3 protein-coding genes are annotated in these 2,660 nt (G+C 65.3%); all 3 read right to left on the bottom strand.

All coding sequences use genetic code 11. From position 1 onward, the window contains the following. The coding region (locus ACDP63_RS24485) for an ATP-binding cassette domain-containing protein (protein ID WP_409928819.1) at positions 1-540 on the bottom strand (540 nt) is incomplete at its 3' end. Continuing rightward, positions 533-1,420 (bottom strand): ABC transporter permease, encoded by an 888-nt coding sequence (locus ACDP63_RS24480; protein WP_024844635.1) that lies wholly within the window; start codon positions 1,418-1,420, stop codon positions 533-535. The genes ACDP63_RS24480 and ACDP63_RS24485, both read right to left, overlap by 8 nt. Positions 1,421-1,486: 66 nt before the next feature. After that, positions 1,487-2,485, bottom strand: a complete 999-nt coding sequence (locus ACDP63_RS24475) for an ABC transporter substrate-binding protein (protein WP_024846223.1) — start codon at positions 2,483-2,485, stop codon at positions 1,487-1,489. Positions 2,486-2,660 lie beyond the last annotated feature (175 nt).

Below are 2,660 nucleotides of genomic sequence, written 5' to 3'. Positions count from 1 at the left end.
GGCGCGGGCCAGGCCCACGCGCTGCTGCATGCCGCCCGAAAGCTGGCTCGGGTAGCTCTTCTCGAAGCCGGCAAGGCCCACCCGCTCGATCCAGCGCATGGCGGTGCGATAGCGCTCGGCCTCCGCCATGCCCTGCACCTCCAGCCCGTAGGCGGCATTGTCCAGCACCGTGCGATGCGGCAGCAGGCCGAATTTCTGGAACACCATCGCGGTCTTGTGGCGGCGGAAGGCGCGCAGCTCGTCGCGGGACATCCCGACGACGTTGCGGCCCTCGATCACGATCTCGCCGGCGGTGGGCTCGATCAGCCGGTTGATGTGGCGGATCAGCGTCGACTTGCCGGAACCCGACAGGCCCATGATCACCTGGATGCTGCCCGGCGCGATGGAGATGTTGATGTCGCTGAGCCCCAGCACATGGCCGTGGCGGGCCTGCAGCTCGGCCTTGGTCATGCCGGCGCGCACCGCCGCGACATGGGCCTGGGGGTCCGCGCCGAAGATCTTGTAGAGGTTCTTGATCTCGATGCCGATGGGATCAGTCATGGCTGGCCTCATGGTGTTTCTGCAGCCGCTTGCCCCAGGCCTGGCTGATACGGTCGAACAGGATGGCGATGCCGACGATGGCGAAGCCGTTGAACAGGCCCATGGTGAAATACTGGTTGTTGATGGCGCGCAGCACCGGCTGGCCCAGCCCCTGCACCCCGATCATCGAGGCGATCACCACCATGGCCAGCGCCATCATGATGGTCTGGTTGATGCCGGCCATGATGGTGGGCAGCGCCAGCGGCAGCTGCGCCTTGACCAGCTTCTGCCAGGCCGAGGAGCCGAAGGCGTCGGCCGCCTCCAGCACCTCGGGATCGACCTGGCGGATGCCCAGGTTGGTCAGCCGGATCATCGGCGGGATGGCATAGATCACCACCGCGATCAGCCCCGGCACCCGGCCGATGCCCAGCAGCATCACCACCGGGATCAGGTAGACGAAGCTGGGCATGGTCTGCATGATGTCGAGGATCGGGCTGATGATCCGCTGCACCCGCTGCGAGCGCGCCATCAGGATGCCCAGCGGCAGGCCGACGGCGATCGACAAAAGCGTGGCGGCCAGCACCATGGAGATGGTCTTCATGGTGTCGTCCCACATGCCGAAGAGGCCGATCAGCACCAGGGTGGCGACCGAGCCGATCACCACGCGCAGGCTGCGGCTGGCGCCCCAGGCCAGGCCGGCCACGACCAGCAGGATCACCGGCCAGGGCGTGCCCAGAAGCAGCCGTTCGAACCAGATCAGCAGGCTCTGCAGCGGGCTGAAGAAGCCTTCGATCAGGTCGCCGTAGCTGCGCGTGAAGCTGCGGAAACCGTCGTCAATCAGCCGCTGGAGATCGCGCAGCCAGGTGCTTTTCAATTGGGGAAATGTGGTGAGCCAGGTCATGAGGATGTTGTCCGCCTGTTGCTGGGGAAGGGGGGCGCGGCTTCGACGCCGCGCCCTTTCTTTTGCCTAGAGCGCGGCTCTGATCTTCTCGGCCGCATCCGGGCTCACCCATTGCGTCCATGTTTCTTCGTTATTGCGCAGGAATTCCTGGGCGCCCGCCTCGCCGGTGGCCTGATTGTCGGTCATCCAGGCCATCAGCGCGTTGACGGTATCGTTGCTCCAGCTGCGCTTCGACAGGTAGTCCATGACGGCTGGGTCGGTCGTTTCCGAGAACTCCCTGGCCACCAGCGTGAGAACCTCGTCCACAGGCCAGGAATTGGGTTTCGGATCGGGACAATCGGCGACCGACGTGCAGCGTTTCCACTCCTCCATGTCCAGGGGGGCGCCGAAGTCGATCTGCACCATCTCGTATTTGCCGAGCAAAGCCGTGGGTGCCCAGTAATAGCCGACCCAGCCCTGCCTGCGCTCGTAAGCCCGCGCAACCGCGCCGTCATGGCCCGCCGCCGAACCGGGATCGACAAGCACGAACCCCTTGTCCTCGGCGCCGAAGGCCTTGGCAAGCTGCGTGGTGACGATATTGCCGCCCCAGCCCGCAGGCCCCGTGTAGATGGCGCCCTTGCCCGGCTCTTCCGGCGCGGGGAAAAGTTCGGGATGGGCAAGGACATCCGCGGCGGTCCGGATCTCGGGATGTTCGTCCTGGATATATTTGGGGATGAACCAGCCCTGGACACCGCCATCCGACAGCGCCCTGCCGACCGAAACGATCTTGCCCTCGGCAAGCCCGGTCTCGAACAGTTCCGGCATCAGCCCGACCCAGCCTTCGGGAACCACTTCGGGTTTTCCCTTTTCGACCAGCGAGGTGATGGCCGGGACGGTATCGGCAATGGTGATCTCGGCGTCGCAGCCATAGCCTTCGTTCAGGATGAACTGATCGAGGCTGGCCAGGACCTCGGCGCTTTGCCAGTTCATGCTGGCAATGGTCAGGCTGCCGCAATCGGCCGAGGCGGTGCCGGCCAGCACCAGGAAGGGCAGGGCTGCTGTGCCGAGGAAATAGGGTCGTCTCATGGTCTTTTTCCCTGTCGTGACATAAGCTCTCGTTGCCCGGATCGTCGCACTATCCGGGGGGCTGGAAGGAGAGCAGCCTCTCCATATCGCTGCCGGGGCGCTGTTACGGTGGCGGCTTGGCGGCGGTTTTCACCCGGGCGTTGAAGCGGGCGATCTCGCGCGGCTCGGCGCTCTG

The sequence above is a fragment of the Paracoccus sp. P2 genome, from assembly GCF_046335115.1.
In the GTDB taxonomy this organism is placed as follows: Bacteria; Pseudomonadota; Alphaproteobacteria; order Rhodobacterales; family Rhodobacteraceae; genus Paracoccus; species Paracoccus pantotrophus.
The sequence above is the reverse complement of the archived record's forward strand: the minus strand, read 5'-3'. Positions and strand labels throughout refer to the sequence as shown.

Excerpts from the sequence above, each read along its gene's own strand:
- ACDP63_RS24480 (WP_024844635.1), bottom strand. The coding sequence starts at position 1,420 with ATGACCTGGCTCACCACATTTCCCCAATTGAAAAGCACCTGGCTGCGC.
- ACDP63_RS24475 (WP_024846223.1), bottom strand. The coding sequence starts at position 2,485 with ATGAGACGACCCTATTTCCTCGGCACAGCAGCCCTGCCCTTCCTGGTG.